Genomic DNA, 16,336 nt, shown 5'->3' on the forward strand with positions numbered 1-16,336 from the left:
AATGTGTCATAATGTTGAAATTACTGGTTAATTTTCAAGGAATGTCATGACTGCAACGAACTATCTCAACCAATTGAATCAAAAGTATCTTGCGACTCATAAAGCGAAAGAAGACTTCTTTTGGGATACATATATGGGCATCAGTGACGACCACGATGGCTCGACGCTCGCGCAGACTCAGTGGACGGAATTTCTTAGCTCTGCCGAACAGATTACTGCGATCGAAACACAACTAGCTGCTATCGATGAAATTCAAGATCCTCTAGAGAAAGAGAGTACACTAACAGGCTTGAATGGTTGGTTAGCGACCTTTAGATCTCACGCTATTGAGTCTGAGCAGTCACAGAAGCTTAAAGCCGATCTCATAAAGTTTGAGGCTGAACTGTTTGAGAAAAAACAGAATCATGTGATGACTTATGTAAATGAAACAGGCAATGAAACAGAAGGGTCACTGCCCGTTTTAGGTTCAGCCGTTAGAAGTAATGGTAATGAACAAGTTAGGCTTTCTGCACATCAAGCACTATTAGATTTAGAGCAATGGCTGCTGGCTAACGGCTTTATTGAGCTGATCAAAAAACGTAACCAATTTGCTCAATCACTGGGTTTTAAAACCTTCTTTGATTACTCGGTGGTTAAAACCGAACAGATGACGACAGAGCAACTGTTTACGATTCTGGACGACTTCGAAGCACGTACACGCGATAGCCATCAGCAAAGCCTAGCCAATTTGGCAGAACAAAAAGGCGAGAATGCACTTCAAGCCCATAACTTTACCTACTCTTTTGCAGGTGACGTTATGAATGATCTTGACCCTTATGTTCCATTCTCAAAGTCACTTCGACGCTGGATTGAATCTTTTGGTCGCCTCAACATCGAATACTCTCAAGCGACATTAAAATTGGATCTGCTTGATCGTAAAGGTAAGTACCCTAATGGCTTCTGCCATGGTCCGATCCCATCATTCTACGATCAAGACACATGGGTAGCTGCTCAAGTTAACTTCACGAGCAACGCAAAGCCCGATCAAGTTGGCAGCGGCTATGATGGCATCAATACACTATTTCACGAGGGTGGTCATGCAGCACATTTTGCTAACGTAAAAATGAACGCACCGTGTTTCTCTCAAGAATTTGCACCAACCTCGATGGCTTATGCCGAAACGCAATCCATGTTCTGTGACAGCTTGTTGAATGACGCCGATTGGCTCAAACAATACGCGCTTAATGCAGATGGCCAAGCAGTACCTGACGAGTTAATCAAAGCCATCATCGATAACAAACAACCCTTCAGAGCTTATCAAGAACGCAGCATTTTAGTGGTTCCGTATTTCGAGCGAGCACTTTACGAATTGGCGGATGAAGATCTGACACCGGAAAAGATCACTGCTCTTGCTCGTAGCAGTGAGAAAACGATTCTTGGATTAGCTTGTAGCCCTCGCCCATTAATGGCGATCCCGCATCTATTGTCGGATGAAGCCTCTTGCGCATATCAAGGTTACCTGCTGGCTCATATGGCGGTGTATCAAACTCGTGCGTATTTCACCGATAAGTTTGGCTACTTAACGGATAACCCAGAGATTGGCCCTTTGTTAGCTAAGCACTATTGGCACCAAGGCAATAGCGTGAATCATAATGGGACAATCGAAAGCCTGACTGGGGAAGGTTTTAATGCCAAATACCTCGCTGACGAGTGTAACTTATCGCCAGAGGAAGCTTGGGCTATTGAGGAGCAAAAAATCAAACAACTGTCGACAAGAGAACGTGCACCAGTCGCGGATTTGAATGCGAAGATATCGATCGTTGATGGGGCTACCGAGTTGACGAATAATGACAAATCAAATCATCAGATGTGTGATGAGTTTGAGAAATTCATTGTTGGGCAATACGGTCGATAACGGGGGCTGAACATCAGTAAGCAAGGTTGAACCAAAAACTCAAACGAAAAAAGGACGATAATTTATCGTCCTTTTAATATTCAGCTTTGGATTTATTCCGTGACACATGTCGAGCGAGTTTCAGTATCAAACTCAACATCAACAGAATCAGCACTTCGCAATGATTTTCGATGAATGCCAAATACTTGCCCCGTCAAAACAATATAAAACTTCTCTGTTTTGAGTAGATTCCAAGCTTCATCAAGAGATTCAGCATAAACCTTGTTCTTGAGATCTTGTGGGCGAGTACCTGCGACTCTTCCATGTTTACGCGCCAATTCAAATAATCCCTTACGATTCGGTTTACACGTAAACAGGGTATCATTTCCATAAATAACACCCTTGGCTGTAATGCTTTTAATCATTACATTTCTCCAGATAATAATTCCACTCGTAGCACTTGATTGACAAACCACATATCAATCTGTGGATGCTTACACTGCAAAAAGAAGAGAACATGGTGTAACGACCGGGCAAGCTATTACACCATTACCATCAAATGTCTTAGAAGCTCTTAAGAGTTCAAGTTCTTAGAAGTAGTAGTAAGCCGCTGCGAATACGTGTGTTTCTTCGTCGTATTGTGCGCTAGTTGAACCAATGCGCGCGCCATCGATGTCTTGCTTGATATCGATACCCATGTCAGCGTTGTCAGCAATACGGTACATTGCCGCGATGTTGATGTAAGAAGCATCTACATCTGCGTGGCCATCAAGTTCATTGTTGCTAGACGCGTAACCTGCTGCAATTGTTAGGTCTTCAGAAACCGTGTAACCACCTGAAACGTAGTAGCCTGTGTTCTTAGCAGAATCACTCTCTTCAATCCAAGAGTTCATACCCAGTTTAAGAGCACCAACCTTTACGTTACCTGTTACTGTGTAAACTTCGAAGTCAGCATCGTAATCACGAGCTTCATAACCTGCGTATAGGTTGAATACCTCTTGCTCTAAACCGAGGTAACCATTAATGCCTTTATCCGCATCATTATGATCATCACCTGTTTCAAAGTAAGAAATACCGTAAGCGATACCGCTTGTCGCACCTTGGAATTTAACAACATTGAAGCCGTCAGAAGCATCACCAGCAGAAGCGCCAAACTCGTAAGTGTTATCGCCAGCGCCATCCACTTTGTCTAGTGCTGTGTCGTTTTCCCAACCGAATGAAGCAATACCATAGCCAGTATCGAAACCTAACCATGCTTTATCTACATCTGTTGCAGGACCAGTATCGATACCGTTTGTCCAACCAGCTGTTGCTGCATCATTCGCAGATACATTGTTGTCTGTTGTGTAGTTCACCATTAAGTCAGTTTCGAAGTAACCAACAATACGGTTGTTGCGGTAGTTAACTGCAAGAGTAAGGCCTGTTGCCCAGTCATCGTAGAACGCTTTAGAGCCAGTATCGTAGTAACCACCAACACCGAAAGAGCCTGATACTGAGAATTGATCTTTGTGCATTGAATCGAATGCAAACATGTCTTCGTTTTGGCTGTTTTGGCTGCTTGTGCTTACAGCGAAAGCTGAACTTGAAATACTCGCAATCGCAAGTGCTACTAATGTCTTTTTCATGATAACCACTACCTATATATTGATTCGGCCTTGTTAGTCCGGCCTTTTGGAGTGGCGCTATTGTTCAAAAAAACACGTTATTGATATACCGTAAATTTACTGAAAATTTTATAGCTTTGGTGAATTTCATGAAATAAGAATATATTAATGTGTCGTTTATATTGAAAAACTTAATCCGAGTGTAAAACCTATATCCGTGCTGTTATCCATATTACGGATGTTCTCAATCATCAGCGCTTCGACTGCGAGTTTGTGTTGAAAGTACATTTGAATGAATGAGTGACTGAGCATACACAAACATTGGAGAATTATTTGCGTGTGTAGTCGGATGAAAAAAGCTCAACATCGAGACTGAAATAGGCAGTAACGTCCTTAAACTTATCACAGTGGTTACTCGGTTATAGAAGTGCCCGATTTTATTAAAAAACACCGTTCAATTAATGCAGTAGATGTACTGCTTATCACCCCTCCACATAGAACCAAGAGTTATAAAAAACTTTAGATTAGAACCTCTGATATATATAAGAATCTTATCTTGCACTGAGCGATTCGAACGAATATCTTCTGTGCATTGATGAAATGAATGTATCTATAAAGGAAAAATGTGTCTGCTTTAAAGCTAAGTTTTGAACAACTGTTAATGAAACAATCGACATCTCTCATTAACAGCGATCCAAAAAACTTTCAAGCAACTTGGTCAGAAGCAAGCTTTGATGTACTCGATTGGTTTGGGATTGATCGTTTGACACTCTACCCTAATTCAATGGTCTTACTTGAAGAAGGGAAAACGTGTTCAGTTTCCAAAGCACACATACCTCCTGTCAATATAAAAAGCTTAGTCGGCGGTAACTACCTTGATTACCTCAAGCTATTAAAAACCAATGAAACCTACCTCGCTTTTACCAGCAACGAACTCGTTTCAAGCAAAAACTATGTGTTAAAGAAACTCTATAAAGAAGGGGGAAGATGGCACTGCATCATCCCTTTGCAGCTCTTTAACCAACGCTGGGGTGCGTTGTCTTTTACTAACTTTCACGACAACGATACTACCTTCGACCTCGAAGACATCCAGCGCTTAAAATTAGTCTGTGAACTTTGGCTCTGTTATTGGCAACATTCAACGTTAGCCAGAACACTAAAGCAAAACGAGAACTTGTTAGAAGATGACAGTGAGAAGCTATTGTTACTCACCAAAAAACAAACCAAAGTTCTGGCGTTGATTGCTCAAGGATTTAGTGCAAAAGAGTGTGCTGACAAGCTTCACTTAAGCTCACGAACCATTGAGTCGCACAAATACCGCATGTTAGGTTTGCTGAATCTCAACAGCCACAATGACTTGATTCAGTTCGCCTTACGCAATGGTTTGGGGATTGCAGAGAACATACACACAACACGTTAGAACAAGTTGTTCGATGTCCTTCTTCTGTTTATATCTTAACGTTCGATGTTTCTTGAGTTCAGCTTTTCTTAAATTCAATCACGCACGCTACTCATTGCCTTCACTCAGAGCAAATTTGATCTCGTCTGAAGAGAACCCTTTTCGACTTAGCATCGCGTAAGCCTTAGAGCGTTCTTTATGATCGTTTAGATCATAAGATTTCTTCTGTAACTGTTCTAAACACGAATAATAGAAATCTAGCTGCTCTTCATTAATCAATCGGTCGATGAGCGATGACAGTTCACTTGTGTCGATTTGTCGTTGTCTAAGTTCTTGCTGAATGGCAGTCAGTCCCTTGCCTTTACGAGCATACTTGAGTACCTCTTTTTCCAAGTCGGCTTTCTCGGCCTTAATTTGAATGTTACTTTTCAGTTGATGCGCTTGTGGGTGCTGGTCAATCGCTACCTTAACTTGTTGATAGCTAAAGCCACGCTTTTGCAGAGTCGCAACCAGCTTTTCACGGCTCATGGTAAAGCTTGAGTAGTAATGGTTAATTCGGTCTATCAAGATGGTTTGCTCATCGATAGACTTTTCGAACGACACTTTATGGATTGCATCAGAAATCACTGAATCGGTCAGCCCCTTCTTCTTCAGTTTTTCGACAATGTATCGAGAACCAAATTCACCAGAGAAAGCTTGTTCCACGAATTGTTCTGCAAACACTTGGTCAGACTTGAGATATCCAAAGCCTTTCAAAGTATTCAACGTTTCATCGATCCATTCTTGATTGTCGGTTTTCACTTTGAGCTTCGCAGTCAACTCGCTTTCCGTCATGTCTCTCTGAGTTAAATGCCACATCGCAGAGTTCATAACGCTTTCAATTCGCGTCGCTTTTCTTACCGTTGTATTTCTACTATTCGTTTTTTGCTGTGAATCATCCATTCGCTTTCAACTGTCCAAATTAAGCCTGCCCCATCATAACTTAATTCTAAGGCGGTTGAGTGACATAAAAGAATGGAGCTCAACATAAGCGGTAGCCAATAAAAATGGACGCTTGTTCAGCGTCCATTTGATATCACATTAAGAATGATGGCTCTAAGCCATGCTTAGCTTTTTCGTATTAGCTTTTTTCGTAATAGCTCTATTCGAAATTGCTTTTCATACTAGCTCTTTCGCTTAGTTCTCTTCGTGATTGTAAATATGTACATCTCGTTGAGGGAATGGGATCGTGATGCCTTCTTCATCGAAGCGTTTCTTCACGGTTTCCGTCACATCCCAATACACATCCCAGTAATCATCTGTCTTAACCCAAGGTCGTACTACGAAATCAACTGAAGAGGTATTCAAGGTATGAAGCTTGATCATATGCTCTGGTTTTTTCAACACTAGAGGGTGCGCAAGAATGATGTCGTTCAATACCGCTTTCGCTTTATCGATATCATCTGAGTAACCAATACCGAAAACCATATCAACACGTCTTACACGCTCTGCCGTGATGTTGTTGATCACGTCACCCCAGATCTTGTTGTTTGGGATCACCAAGCGTTGGTTATCGATAGTTTGAACGGTCGTCGACACTAAGCTCATGTCTTTTACCGTGCCTTGCACGCCCGCCACTTTAACCATGTCACCGACGTCATAAGGACGGTAGATCAAGATCATCAAACCCGATGCAAAGTTAGATAGTGTGTCTTGCAATGCGAAACCGATGATGACACCGGCAACACCGAAACCAGTAAGCAGTGGTGCTAGCTCTATCCCTATTTGAGACAGTGCGATCAGCAAACCAATAAACACGACTGCTTTAGATGCGATGGATACGAAAAACTCCTGCATCAATACGCTGAAGTCCATTTTAGAGTGCGAAACACTCTTACGAACGGTCTTACGAGCCACATTAGCAATAAGGCGAGTTACGTACAAAATACCGAGAAACAGAGCGAGTTTAACGACAAAAGAAGGAGTATTTTCAAAAGCCCATGAACTGAACGAGCGAAGCCAACCATCCAACAGTTCCAATGCAACATCAAAATCCAACACATCGGCGTTAATGTCACCTGTCGTCGCTAGCAAAACACGTTTGTATGAAGTCACATCGACGCCAAACGGTTCCATTAGCGTGATGGTTTCTTCCAAGCTCGCGACCATAACGCTAGTGCGCTCGCTGAAACGCTCAAGCTCCTTTTTAATGATCGCTTTCTCTTCTTCATTCACAAAAGACAAACGCGCTTCTAGATCTTGTCGCTGTGTGTCTGTGTAAAGAATCGCATTAGTCAGGTATTTAGAACGAGCAATTAACGCCGTTTTAAGTTCACCTTCAGGGACAGAAACATCAACACCACGCTCTTTTGACCAATTTAAGGTCTTAGCAAGCTGTTGATAATAGACATCCATCATTCCGATTCGTTTCTGAATACGCAATTCCAGGCGTTTTTTAGCATCACCTTCAGCTGAACGGTTTTCTTTACTCATTGAAACGATTTTAGTTTCATTCAATGACAGCAATTTTTGTAGCAGTTCAACCTGCTGAGCAAGAGTGACATCCAGCCCCTCTTTTTTATCTGACGATAGCTGTGAAAAAATCTCATCGCGTAGGCCCTGATTCTTACGCCTTAAGATATCTTCAAGAAAGGGCTTCTCAGCATCATGCGCCGTTTCTAATGTTGCTAGATCGAGCATTAACTGATCTTGTACTTCTGCGATTTTCTCAACGCTCTGCGCATAACTTCCAAATGCGACAAACGCCAACATTAACAATAGACAACGCCAAACCTTCATCATATTAATTCCTATTACTGTCTAAATTGACCCTATAAATAGTAGTAAAAAGAATATGGATAACAAGCATTTAAACGTATGTTATGTTAAAAATTCGCAAATTATCAGCCTGCTTCTAATATTTGAGAGTTCCAATCCCCTCTTATGACCTGTAGAGTACGCATCCAACAAAGAACAACGGCCAATATCTTCACTCTGGTGCATGCCCTAAAGCACCCTAAATACGATGTTGGCTCACAGCAAGAGAGCATAAAAATGAACAACGAACTTGATATTATTGAGTCTCTAGAAGAACTAGAGCAATTCCTAATTTCAGTGGAAGCTGGCGGTTTAGGCCTTGAAGGGGTTGAAGGTGTAGGCATGGCAACCAATAATTCAGATGGTCGTCACTTCGTTGCTGTATTCAACAGCAGCCACAAAGTTCTGCTTGCTCGCTGGATCACCAAAGAAGTGTTTGATAACGGTAAAGACTTGGTACGTAACGGCCCTCGCCGCACTCACTAAGCCTTTCCAATAGCACCAATGATTAAAGCCCAACACGTTCACTGACGGTCTGTTGGGCTTTTTTGTATCGCCTCATCTTGGATAGACCACTCGATAAAGAATAAATTAGCGATAACTTTCAGTTGTTGTGAACTTTAGCTCGAACTCAAGGTCGTATTCGCGTGAATTGGTGTTTATGCGTCGTTTATCGTGTACCTGCCGTTTTCCGCGTTTATACATAGTTTCACTTTAACCATTTTATAACTTGTGGCGCGAAGAGAACTTATCTAAGCTAGCCACAATTCAATGAGCTGGCTTTAACTAATAACAGATTTGATTACTGACTAATTTGCTGAACACATCACTACTTTTCTTATCCACACAGAACCGCCGACAAAAGCATTCGCTTTGGGCGCTCTTCCTTACCGGACTGGTTATCGTAACTTGTCTGGCGAGCACTCTGGCCATCAAGAAAGTATCGTTATCTGCATCCGCTAATGGCCAATCAGTCCTAGTTGGCGCGCAAACTCATACAGAAACCAGTAACCCTCAAACCAACATCGCTTCTTCAGAAAAAATGGCTGCTCTATACGCCAGCGTTTTCGGTTTAGAAGCCTCAAAAATGTTAACGTCACCCAATTCAAGTTCATGCAGCCTGAGTTCGAAAATGCTGACCTTTGCCGCCCCAAAAACCGGCTGGCTGATCCCATTCGTACTTATTATTGCTGTTGCGTTTAACTTACCTCCTCACATCTCGAGATTATCTAGAGACAATCATCGCTCTACTCGACCGACAAAACACCGATTGCATCTAAAGCACTGTATATTTAGAGAGTAAATAACCGGGCTACTGCACCCTTTTATTTATTTTTTGGAGATACATTTGTGTACAACACACTACTAATTAAGTTTGTCGATTCATTGGCATTCTCTATGCGTACATGCGCGAAAACCTTAGTCACTGCCCTTTTGGTTATGACGTCATTTACCGCCTTGGCACAGACAACGGGCTGGCTGAGCGTGCCTGAGCATCCGCCTGTGAAGATGCGAATGATGTCGACGGGTGAACAGTCGGATGACGGCTCTAAGATCCAAACCGTGCTCGATGTCGTGCTCGACGGCGACTGGAAAACCTATTGGCGCAGCCCAGGCGAAGGTGGCATTCCGCCAAGCTGGGACTGGTCTGGTTCAACAAACATTGAGTCAGTAGAGTGGCACTGGCCGATACCTAAGTACTACGAGCAGCTTGACGTCATGACGTTAGGCTACAAAAAGCATGTCAGCTTTCCTGTCACGTTAACCCTGAAAGACAACACGAAGCCTGCAATATTCAGGGCGTCGTTTACCTTTCCGTCGTGTACCAATATCTGTGTGTTAACCGATTACGATATCGAACTGCCGATTGACCCACAAACCTTAGCGCTCGATGAAGAAGCGATGTTCTTGTTCAACCAAGGCATGAGCCAATCTCCACGAGAAGCTAACCGCACTTCGGTCAATGGTCTATTTTGGGATAAGAGCAAGCAGCAACTGGTTACTCAGCTGACAAGTAAAGATGGCTGGGATAAGCCGATGGTGTTGATTGACGGGCAAGAAGTGATTGATGACTTCTTCTCTCAACCAAGCGTCCACATCACAGACAATACAATGACAGCCGTATTTGATGTGAGCAACTGGATAGGTGAAGTCGACTTAACGGACCGTACCGTGAGTGTCACTGTTTCAGATACTAATTTCGCCGAAGAGATGACGGCCCAAGTTGGCTCAGAACCGATCGCTTACCAAACAAGCAACAACGGCTTTCTAGCAATGATTGGCTTTGCTTTAATTGGTGGTTTGATCCTCAACATCATGCCATGTGTGTTGCCAGTATTAGGAATGAAATTAAACAGCATCATTCAAAACCAAGGTGCATCTAATCGTCATATTAGACTCTCATTCTTAGCTTCTGCTTCAGGTGTCATTACATCATTTGCGCTGTTAGCCCTAGGTATGACCGCTCTAAAAATGGGTGGTAATGCGATTGGTTGGGGAATCCAATTCCAAAACGTTTGGTTCATCGGGTTCATGCTGATCATCACTTTGCTGTTCTCGATTAACCTGCTTGGGTTATTCGACTTCAGACTACCATCAGGTTTAAACACTTGGATGGCAACCAAAGGCGATGACTCACATTCAGGCCACTTTGTTCAAGGCATGTTTGCGACGCTGTTAGCAACGCCGTGTAGCGCGCCATTCCTAGGCACTGCGGTTGCTTATGCACTTGGAGCAAGCTATCAAGAGCTATGGGCAATCTTCATCGCACTTGGTATCGGTATGAGTGCGCCTTGGTTGATCTTTGCGCTATTCCCAAGCCTAACCAAATTGCTTCCAAAGCCTGGGGCGTGGATGTTCAAAGTTAAGCTGGTATTTGGCTTAATGATGTTCATTACCAGCCTATGGCTAACAAGCCTCCTAAGCCCATTCATTGGTAAATTCCCAACTATCCTGCTGTCGCTATTTATCGTGATTTCAGTATTGATTTGGATTGGCCGTAAATTGGGTCGCAAGGTGCTTATTCCTATCGTCGCAACCACAACCTTGGTGTTTGGTGTTGCATTGATCGTCGGTAGTGTCACCGCTGATAACTGGGCGACTCCGATTGTTGACGATCTCGCTTGGCAAAAGCTGGATGCGAAGCAAATCCCTCAGCTCGTTGATGAAGGCAAAACGGTGTTTGTTGATGTGACTGCTGATTGGTGTATCACCTGTAAAGCCAACAAGATCGGTGTAATCCTTCAAGATCCTGTCTACAGCCACCTACAGCAAGATGACATTGTTTTGATGAAAGGTGATTGGACAACACCAAGTGAAAGTGTCACTCAATACTTACAAAGTAATGGGCGATTTGGTGTGCCATTTAATATCGTCTACGGCCCGAGCTATACAAGCGGTATTCCACTGCCTGTCATTCTGAACAGTGACACTGTCGTTCAAGCCATCGATGCTGCGAGATAACTTATGAAGACTCCCAACAATGAAGAGAAATCTAGCACGACTGAAGACAACGCTGTAAAGGGTGAGGCCAAAAAGCCAAGTCGTCTTAAGAAGTGGGGAAAGGAACTGGTTTCAATGATATTGATCGTTGGCGTGGTTTCGTTCGCCATGGACTTTTATCACAGCAGAAGTATGCCTCAGGGCGATGCGATTCCAATTGTGGGTCAATCGCTCCAAGGCGAAGATATTGATGTTATCGAGCTAAGCAAAAATGGTAAGCCAGTCATTGTCTATTTTTGGGCGACTTGGTGTGGTGCCTGCAAATTTGTAAGCCCAACCGTCAATAGCTTCAGCGATTCCCATCAGGTGGTTTCGGTCGCTCTATCGTCTGGTCCAGACGAACGTGTCCAGCGCTACTTAGATGCAAAAGAGTATGACTTCCCTGTTATCAATGATCTTTCTGGATCAATCAGCAGAAGTTGGGGCGTTAATGTCACTCCAAGTATCGTCATCATCAAAGACGGAAAGATCAGCAGTATCGCAACAGGCGTTACTTCTCCCATAGGGCTGTGGTTAAGAACCTACTTTGCCTAACTCGCTCACAAAGAAAAACAGAGCAAAGCTAAGTAAACAAACCGATTCAACCAGTTTAACAAACAATATAAATGTGAGCGCAACCTAATAAGCGCTCACGATTATCACGAATTAGAGAAAAGACAATATGAAAAAGCATCTGATAAGCGCACTGATTTTAGGCTCACTAATGAGTACTAATGCCTTCGCAGAATTAAACAAAGAACAAACTCAACAACTTGAAGAAATTAATCAATTCCTGAAAGAAAACCCATCGACGATCTCTGGATTGCATACCAGTTTAGAGCAGTACGTAGCAGGTCAAGAGCAAGCGAAGAAAGCCCAAGCGGAAAGCCATGATTGGTTATACAACAATGACGCTCATCCGATCCTTGGCAATCCAGATGGCAAATCGGTCATCGTTAATTTTACCGACTACAACTGTCCTTTCTGTAAGCGCTTAGAAAAAGGGTTAACTCAACTGACCTCTGAAAATAGCGACATTAAGGTCATCAATGTCTACCTATCATTTAAGCAGCAACAGGTTTCGGGTCTAAACACCAACGCAGCGCTATACGCGATGAAAGTATGGAAAGATAATCCAGAAGCGTTCCCTGAAGTAGACCGACTATTGATGGCGAAAAGCGGTAGCCACACAAAATCGTCACTGCAAGCTGTAGCCAAGAAGACAGGAACTGAAGCACAGCTAGACACCACCACAGAACAAAGCAACACGCTAATGACCAACCACCAAACCTTTAGCGCATTGGGTTTAACAGGCACACCAACATTAATGATGAACGGGCAGGTCTTACCGGGATACGTGCCTTACGACCGATTAAAAGAGATCGTGGATGACGCTTTTTAATCGAGTGTAGATAGAGATAAAGATTCGAAAGAGAAGTAATAAAAAGCCGACTCGCGTAACTCGCAGTCGGCTTTTTGATGAGTTTAAGATAATGTTTTCAATATTATTTTTGAAATAGAAAAGCAGTCGAAGTGTCACTATCTTGCAATGGATTCTTAATCTAGCCTCGCTACTCTAAAAGCAGTTCTCTCGATGAGTCCAAGACGTGCTTGCTCTAGACAACTGTCCTTTGACCGAGCCTAGCTCGGTCTTTTTTTTACGTGTTTTAGATAGCAACACAGTGCATTAACACGGAAACGTCCAACCGACTGAGCCTTAACTTAGCAAGCGACAAACAAGCGCACCCGGCTCCCTTAACGCATCCACGTTATAGCTAAGGACACGTCCAGCAGACGGCGCGTGATAACAGCGACACTCATTACCAAAAGCGTCATATTGAATGGCCAATAAATCATCTTGTTCTACGCTCTGTAGAAGTTCAACCTGAGGCAATACGAAACCACCAATATCAGCGCGGATAGAAACCACATCATTACCCTCTATCCAATCCATGCTCGGCAGCTGCATTTTCTCGGGATGATTTATTTCAACCTCGAACATTTCATAATAAGACAGCATGTTAAAAACACCGTCTACCGCTCGTTGAATCATGTCAGGCTGAGTGAATTTCCCCATCCCAACTTCCACAGTGATGCTCGGAATTCCACTTCGATTCCAAACCGTTTCAAGAATACCTGGGTCGCCAGGGTCATTCAGAACACAATCGGGCTGCATCAGCCTCGCCATCTCCAAACATTGTTCTATGCGGTAATCAGCAAACACATAAAGTGGGTAGACTGCACCACGAGTCTGAGTGTGGAGATCAACGGCGAAGGTGGCATTATGCTTAAGCAAACGCTCCCACAAAGACGCAACAAAGCGCTCCGCTGCCAAGCCATTAGCATCACCCGGAAAGAGTCGATTAAGATTAGCAGGACAAGAGCCCGGATCCGAAGAGATGAAATCACGGCTATGGTTCAGCAAGCCAGACAAATTCACAGTAGGCACAATCGTTACCGTACCTTTGAGCGTTTTACCGACTAAGTCCCTGATAATTTGCTGTGCAGCCAACACTCCGTTTAGCTCATCACCGTGAATACCGGCGGTGATCATCAACTTAGGACCTTCTTGACTGCCTTTAAAAACAGAAACCGGCATATTCTTAGGTTGCCCTAGCCCATCACTGGTGACTTGAAACCAAAACTGGTGCTCTCCAACGGGTAGGTCTTCAACATTCAAGGAGCCAATAACCTGCCTACCTTGTAAAACATCGCCTAAGTACTCTGTTTTCATCCAACGCCTCCATCTTGTTGAGCAGAATCTATTCTCTTCTAAGTTTTTGCATCATAGAGGATATCCTAACCAGTACAAGCAGTTAATCCGATTAACAAGCCCTCAAGCGCTACCAAAATTCATCACCATCGACATCCGTGAATCCAAGGTAAAACTTGTCAATGTGACCTTTGAAATACACGCAACTTGTATATCTATTCACAGAACACTCAGTCGCCTGAAATAAAAGTGCAATAAAATCAACACTTAAAAAAGTTCCCCATTCACGAAAATGTAATTTTATGGAAATGAAAGCTTAATTTATCTGCTCTAAATTAGCTTCATATCGAAACGGAGAGCACATTGCTCACGGATTTTAAAATACAAGGTAAGTGATTATGAAAAAGGCAGTTCTAGCTTCTGCAGTGGTAGCGGCACTAGTTTCAGGTTCATCTCTAGCAGCAACAGTTTACAGCTCTGATGGTACAGAACTTAAAATTGGCGGTCGTGCGGAATTCCGTGGTGATTTCATTGGCTCAGGCGGTGCTGAAGTTGAAGGTACAATGGAAGATAAAACTCGTTTCCGTTTAAACCTTGGTGGTAAAACAGAACTTACAGATACTGTAACAGCATTCGGTTTCTACGAAGCAGAGCAAAGCACTGGTGACAGTGAGTTTAATAACCGTTACATGTACGCTGGTGTTGATTTCGATGGCCAAGCACTTTCTGTCGGTCGCCAAGACATGGCTTCAGTAATCGTATCTGACTTTACGGATATCACTGAGTTCTCTGGTGTTCAGCAAGTAATCGACGCAGCTTCTGACAAAGAAGATAGCGTATTTGCATACCGTGGTGGCTTTGACGCACTTCAATTAGAAGCGACTTATCAAGCAAATAGCGAAAAAGACTCAGACGGCTACGGCATCTCTGGTGTTTACTCACTACCATTCGGTCTCGACCTTGGTCTTGCATACTCTGGCGAAGATCTAGGTGATGGCAAAGGCAGCGCTGACCAAATTTTGGCGGGTCTAGCTTACTCTCTAGATAACCTTTACTTAGCAGCAACCTACTCAACAGGTGATAGCAACGACAAAGCGATTCTAATTCAACCAGAATCTTTTACAGCAATGGAATTTGCAGCACAGTACAAATTCACGAAGCAATTGTCTGCTGCGGTAGTGTACACGTACCAAGAAGATGAACTAGCAAATGGTACTAAAGTAGATGCAACTGACGGCATCGAACTTGCAGGTTACTACAAGCTGAACAGCAACTTCCGTACATACCTTTCATACTATATCAATGGCTTGGATGAAGAGAAAACCGGAAATATCGTCACAGAAGGTGAAGACACACTTCGCCTAGGTGTACGCTACGACTTCTAATCTAAATCGACTTTAGATACAGACTAAAAGGTTGGGCAATGGCTCAACCTTTTTTCATATTCAAATATTCTGATTAACTTCATCAATGCTTTTTCTGGTTAAGTGGTGCTAAATCCGTATCATAGGTGGACCACATCAAATAATTAGAAGCATCATGTCACAACACCATCCGATCCAAGGCGCTAGCTGGATGCTAACCGCAGGCCTAGCCTTTGCCGTTATTAACAGCCTAACTCAAATTGCTAGCATTCATTTCGGACTTACTTCTACCACCGTTGCCGTTATTCAATACGCCATCGCGTTGTTCGCTATTCTTCCTTATCTGAAAACGCTGGGCATTCGTCGCGCGCTAAAAACCGACAACCTCAAATTGCACGTATTCCGTGTCTTCTTATCGGTTATTGGTATTCAACTTTGGATATGGGCACTGGCTTACCCAGTACCAATTTGGCAAGGCATTGCCCTTCTCATGACGTCGCCATTGTTTGCAACCATAGGTTCAGGGCTTTTCTTAAAAGAGAAAGTTGGGGCTGCTCGCTGGGGCGCAACCTTAGCCGGCTTCGTAGGTGCGATGGTGATTCTAGAGCCGTGGGCTGAAGATTTTAACTGGGCAACGTTATTACCAGTCGGTGCCGCTTTCTTCTGGGCATGCTACTCACTCATGGTGAAAAAACTATCTTCTCAAGACAGTCCTTCAACCATGGTGGTCTATCTTCTACTATTAATCACACCATTTAACATCCTGCTTGCCGCGCCAGACTGGCAGACGCCAAGCGGCGGTACAATTTGGGCTATCTTGATTGTTATCGGGGTTATGACGGCACTCGCTCAATGGGCGATTGTAAAAGCCTACTCGGTCGCTGATGCTTCGTTTGTGCAACCATTTGACCACGCCAAATTGCCGCTAAATGTTTTAGCCGGTTGGATTGTGTTTAGTTGGGTTCCACCGGGTCGTTTATGGCTAGGTGCTGCTATTATTATTGCGTCAGTTGCATTTATAACGCACTGGGAAACCAAAAAACCTTCAAAAGTGAAGAAAGTTTAAGGTTGGTGAAATAAATAGTTCGACTGTCCGTTCTATATGGA

General features: G+C 43.4%; 14 protein-coding genes and 1 pseudogene. 9 read left to right on the forward strand and 6 right to left on the reverse strand.

All coding sequences use genetic code 11. The annotated features are described in order from the left end of the window. Positions 1-46: 46 nt before the first annotated feature. On the forward strand, positions 47-1,894 hold the full coding sequence (locus tag MSG34_RS01385; RefSeq protein ID WP_248336074.1) for a M3 family metallopeptidase: 1,848 nt from the start codon (positions 47-49) through the stop codon (positions 1,892-1,894). Between the two features lie 92 nt (positions 1,895-1,986). On the opposite strand, the gene MSG34_RS01390 is transcribed toward MSG34_RS01385, so the two are convergent. The 3 genes and pseudogenes from MSG34_RS01390 to MSG34_RS01400 all read right to left on the reverse strand — a co-directional run. Then, a complete protein-coding gene (locus MSG34_RS01390) occupies positions 1,987-2,298 on the reverse strand; it encodes a hypothetical protein (protein WP_050643280.1) in 312 nt (103 codons plus the stop codon). Positions 2,299-2,463: 165 nt separating this feature from the next. After that, entirely contained in the window at positions 2,464-3,498 is a 1,035-nt protein-coding gene (locus tag MSG34_RS01395) for a porin (RefSeq protein WP_248336075.1), read from the reverse strand. 156 nt (positions 3,499-3,654) lie between these two features. After that, positions 3,655-3,753: pseudogene (locus MSG34_RS01400) on the reverse strand (DUF3187 family protein); the annotation flags it as partial. Between the two features lie 349 nt (positions 3,754-4,102). Between MSG34_RS01400 and MSG34_RS01405 the strand changes: the two are divergent. Further along, positions 4,103-4,897, forward strand: coding sequence for a LuxR C-terminal-related transcriptional regulator (locus MSG34_RS01405; protein WP_248336076.1), 795 nt, complete (start codon positions 4,103-4,105; stop codon positions 4,895-4,897). Positions 4,898-4,984: 87 nt separating this feature from the next. Here MSG34_RS01405 and MSG34_RS01410 read toward each other — a convergent pair whose 3' ends face one another. After that, positions 4,985-5,818 carry a regulatory protein RecX gene (locus tag MSG34_RS01410; protein ID WP_248336077.1) on the reverse strand — a complete coding sequence of 278 codons (834 nt, stop codon included), beginning with the start codon at positions 5,816-5,818 and terminating at the stop codon, positions 4,985-4,987. Between the two features lie 234 nt (positions 5,819-6,052). Next, positions 6,053-7,657: a mechanosensitive ion channel family protein gene (locus MSG34_RS01415; protein ID WP_248336078.1), complete on the reverse strand. Its 1,605-nt coding sequence runs from the start codon at positions 7,655-7,657 to the stop codon at positions 6,053-6,055. 252 nt (positions 7,658-7,909) lie between these two features. On the opposite strand from MSG34_RS01415, the gene MSG34_RS01420 reads away from it, so the two are divergent. The 5 genes from MSG34_RS01420 (at position 7,910) to MSG34_RS01440 (ending at position 12,554) form a co-directional block, all read left to right on the forward strand. After that, complete coding sequence (locus MSG34_RS01420) at positions 7,910-8,158, forward strand: hypothetical protein (RefSeq protein WP_017062732.1); 249 nt, start codon at positions 7,910-7,912, stop codon at positions 8,156-8,158. 328 nt (positions 8,159-8,486) lie between these two features. Next, positions 8,487-8,975, forward strand: a complete 489-nt coding sequence (locus MSG34_RS01425) for a hypothetical protein (RefSeq protein WP_157358895.1) — start codon at positions 8,487-8,489, stop codon at positions 8,973-8,975. A 95-nt stretch (positions 8,976-9,070) separates the two neighbouring features. Continuing rightward, on the forward strand, positions 9,071-11,134 hold the full coding sequence (locus MSG34_RS01430; RefSeq protein ID WP_248336498.1) for a protein-disulfide reductase DsbD domain-containing protein: 2,064 nt from the start codon (positions 9,071-9,073) through the stop codon (positions 11,132-11,134). Between the two features lie 3 nt (positions 11,135-11,137). After that, positions 11,138-11,707 (forward strand): protein disulfide oxidoreductase, encoded by a 570-nt coding sequence (locus MSG34_RS01435; RefSeq protein ID WP_048610736.1) that lies wholly within the window; start codon positions 11,138-11,140, stop codon positions 11,705-11,707. A gap of 127 nt (positions 11,708-11,834) precedes the next feature. Then, positions 11,835-12,554: a DsbA family protein gene (locus MSG34_RS01440; protein WP_050643284.1), complete on the forward strand. Its 720-nt coding sequence runs from the start codon at positions 11,835-11,837 to the stop codon at positions 12,552-12,554. A 315-nt stretch (positions 12,555-12,869) separates the two neighbouring features. Here the strand turns inward: MSG34_RS01440 and MSG34_RS01445 are convergent, their stop codons facing one another. Next, positions 12,870-13,886, reverse strand: a complete 1,017-nt coding sequence (locus tag MSG34_RS01445) for a succinylglutamate desuccinylase/aspartoacylase family protein (protein WP_248336079.1) — start codon at positions 13,884-13,886, stop codon at positions 12,870-12,872. Positions 13,887-14,263: 377 nt separating this feature from the next. On the opposite strand from MSG34_RS01445, the gene MSG34_RS01450 reads away from it, so the two are divergent. Both MSG34_RS01450 and MSG34_RS01455 read left to right on the forward strand, forming a co-directional pair. After that, the gene (locus MSG34_RS01450) at positions 14,264-15,250 is read left to right on the forward strand and encodes a porin (RefSeq protein ID WP_050650908.1); all 987 of its coding nucleotides are present in this window, start codon (positions 14,264-14,266) and stop codon (positions 15,248-15,250) included. A 154-nt stretch (positions 15,251-15,404) separates the two neighbouring features. Beyond that, a complete protein-coding gene (locus tag MSG34_RS01455) occupies positions 15,405-16,295 on the forward strand; it encodes a DMT family transporter (RefSeq protein ID WP_017062738.1) in 891 nt (296 codons plus the stop codon). The last annotated feature ends 41 nt before the right edge of the window (positions 16,296-16,336 follow it).

It is taken from the genome of Vibrio sp. 1CM2L (assembly GCF_023161695.1).
Classification (GTDB): domain Bacteria; phylum Pseudomonadota; class Gammaproteobacteria; order Enterobacterales; family Vibrionaceae; genus Vibrio; species Vibrio coralliirubri.

Excerpts from the sequence above, each read along its gene's own strand:
- MSG34_RS01385 (WP_248336074.1), top strand. The coding sequence starts at position 47 with ATGACTGCAACGAACTATCTCAACCAATTGAATCAAAAGTATCTTGCG.
- MSG34_RS01390 (WP_050643280.1), bottom strand. The coding sequence starts at position 2,298 with ATGATTAAAAGCATTACAGCCAAGGGTGTTATTTATGGAAATGATACC.
- MSG34_RS01395 (WP_248336075.1), bottom strand. The coding sequence starts at position 3,498 with ATGAAAAAGACATTAGTAGCACTTGCGATTGCGAGTATTTCAAGTTCA.
- MSG34_RS01410 (WP_248336077.1), bottom strand. The coding sequence starts at position 5,818 with ATGGATGATTCACAGCAAAAAACGAATAGTAGAAATACAACGGTAAGA.
- MSG34_RS01415 (WP_248336078.1), bottom strand. The coding sequence starts at position 7,657 with ATGATGAAGGTTTGGCGTTGTCTATTGTTAATGTTGGCGTTTGTCGCA.
- MSG34_RS01420 (WP_017062732.1), top strand. The coding sequence starts at position 7,910 with ATGAACAACGAACTTGATATTATTGAGTCTCTAGAAGAACTAGAGCAA.
- MSG34_RS01430 (WP_248336498.1), top strand. The coding sequence starts at position 9,071 with ATGCGTACATGCGCGAAAACCTTAGTCACTGCCCTTTTGGTTATGACG.
- MSG34_RS01435 (WP_048610736.1), top strand. The coding sequence starts at position 11,138 with ATGAAGACTCCCAACAATGAAGAGAAATCTAGCACGACTGAAGACAAC.
- MSG34_RS01440 (WP_050643284.1), top strand. The coding sequence starts at position 11,835 with ATGAAAAAGCATCTGATAAGCGCACTGATTTTAGGCTCACTAATGAGT.
- MSG34_RS01445 (WP_248336079.1), bottom strand. The coding sequence starts at position 13,886 with ATGAAAACAGAGTACTTAGGCGATGTTTTACAAGGTAGGCAGGTTATT.
- MSG34_RS01450 (WP_050650908.1), top strand. The coding sequence starts at position 14,264 with ATGAAAAAGGCAGTTCTAGCTTCTGCAGTGGTAGCGGCACTAGTTTCA.
- MSG34_RS01455 (WP_017062738.1), top strand. The coding sequence starts at position 15,405 with ATGTCACAACACCATCCGATCCAAGGCGCTAGCTGGATGCTAACCGCA.